We start from the raw sequence: 1,855 nt of genomic DNA, 5'->3' as shown, positions 1-1,855 counted from the left end.
GGGCGGCGGGCTCGTCGCCGGGACGCTCGGGGCGGTGCTCCTCGGCGGGCGCAACGCCCTGTACGGGCTGCGGCTCGCACGGACGCTGGACGCGCGGGGATGGCGGCGGCTGCTCACCGCGCAGGTCGTCATCGACGAGACCACGGCCGTGGCGGCGGCCCAGCCCGGACGGGCGGCGGCCCGCGCCGGGTTCTACACCACCGCGATCACCCTGTACGCGGTGTGGAACGCGACGACGCTGCTGGGGGCGGCCGGCGCGGCGCGGCTGGGCGATCCCGAGGCCATCGGGCTGGACGTGCTCGGGCCCGCGGTGTTCCTGGCGCTGCTGTGGCCGCGGCTGACCGCCGGACGCGCCGAGGCCGGTGTCGCGGTGGGCGCCGCGGCCATCGCGGTCGCCGCGACGCCCCTGCTGCCGCCCGGCGTGCCCGTCATGCTCGCGGCCGTCGCGGTGCTGCCCGCCCTCGTCAAGCGCAGGCACTATCAGAAAGGCAGGGCCGCGTGAACGTCTGGATCGCCGTCATCGCCACCGGGCTGGGGTGCTACGCGCTGAAGCTCGGCGGCCTGGTCACACCGCAGCGGGTCTTGGACGATCCCCGGGTGCGCCGGTTCACCGACCTGGTACCGGTCGCGCTGCTGACCGCGCTGATCGCGGTCCAGGCGCTGGCCGACGGCAGAACCCTGGAGTTCGACGGCGCCCGCATGGCGGGCCTTGGCGCGGCCGTGGTCGCGCTTCTGCTACGGGCGCCGTTCCTGGTCGTCCTCGTGGTGGCGGCGGGGGTGGCCGCCGGGCTACGCCTGGCCGGGCTCTAGGGGGCTGGCCTGGCGCTGGGGTTCAGGACTCTTCGGTGATGATCTGCAGGGCGTTGGCCAGGTCGTCCGGGTACGGGCTCTGGAATTCCACCCAATCGCCCCGGGTCGGGTGCTCGAAGCCCAGCCGGGCGGCGTGCAGCCATTGGCGCTTGAGGCCGAGCCTGGCCGCCAGCGTCGGATCGGCGCCGTACGCCATGTCGCCTATGCAGGGATGCCGGATCGCGGACATGTGCACCCGGATCTGGTGGGTGCGGCCCGTCTCCAGGTCGATGTCGAGCAAGGTGGCCGCGCGGAACGCCTCCACCGTGTCGTAGTGCGTCACGGACGGTTTGCCGCCCGCCACCACCGCGAACCGCCCGTCCCCGGACGGGTGCCGGTCGATCGGCGCGTCGACCGTCCCCCGGAACGGGTCGGGGTGGCCCTGGACGAGCGCCTGGTACCGCTTGTCGATGCGGCGCTCCTTGAAGGCCCGCTTGAGACGCGAGTAGGCGACCTCGCTCTTGGCCACGACCATGGCGCCGGTGGTGTTGGCGTCGAGCCGGTGCACGATGCCCTGCCGTTCGGACGCGCCGCTGGTTGCGATCGTGTGCCCGGCGCCGAGCAGCCCGCCGAGGACGGTCGGGCCCGTCCAGCCGGTGGTGGGGTGGGCGGCGACGCCGATCGGCTTGTCGACCACGACGATGTCGTCGTCCTCGTACAGCAGGCCCATCCCGGGGACGGGCTCGGCGACCGGCGCGGGCGCCGACGCGGGCGGCGGCAGGGTGACCTCCAGCCAGGCACCGGCGTGCAGCCGCTCGGACTTGGTCGACACCGCGTGCCCGTCCAGCAGGACGTCGCCCGCGGCGATGATGTCGGCGGCGCTGCCCCGGGAGAGCCCGAACAGCCGGGCCAGGGCCGCGTCGATCCGCTCGCCCTCCAGCCCGTCCGGGACCGGGAGGGCGCGAAGGTCCCCCATTACGGCTTCTCCTCTGAGGCCGGGCCCTCGGGCGTCGTCTCCTTGGGGCCCTCGGGGGCCGTCTCCTTGGGAGCGGGCTCTTCGGGGGCG

Annotated in this window: 3 protein-coding genes; 2 read left to right on the top strand and 1 reads right to left on the bottom strand. The window is 74.7% G+C overall.

Annotation, left to right across the window (positions count from 1 at the left end; translation table 11 throughout):
* Both E1298_RS46600 and E1298_RS46595 read left to right on the top strand, forming a co-directional pair.
* The coding region (locus E1298_RS46600) for an AzlC family ABC transporter permease (protein WP_207945280.1) at positions 1-502 on the top strand (502 nt) is incomplete at its 5' end.
* Positions 499-810 carry an AzlD domain-containing protein gene (locus E1298_RS46595; RefSeq protein ID WP_131903757.1) on the top strand — a complete coding sequence of 104 codons (312 nt, stop codon included), beginning with the start codon at positions 499-501 and terminating at the stop codon, positions 808-810. The genes E1298_RS46600 and E1298_RS46595, both read left to right, overlap by 4 nt.
* A gap of 22 nt (positions 811-832) precedes the next feature.
* Here the strand turns inward: E1298_RS46595 and E1298_RS46590 are convergent, their stop codons facing one another.
* Complete coding sequence (locus tag E1298_RS46590; protein WP_131903756.1) at positions 833-1,765, bottom strand: RluA family pseudouridine synthase; 933 nt, start codon at positions 1,763-1,765, stop codon at positions 833-835.
* Positions 1,766-1,855 lie beyond the last annotated feature (90 nt).

The organism is Actinomadura rubrisoli, from assembly GCF_004349215.1.
GTDB classification, from domain to species: Bacteria; Actinomycetota; Actinomycetes; order Streptosporangiales; family Streptosporangiaceae; genus Spirillospora; species Spirillospora rubrisoli.
Note: the sequence above shows the minus strand (reverse complement) of the source record. Positions and strands in the feature narration are given on the sequence as shown.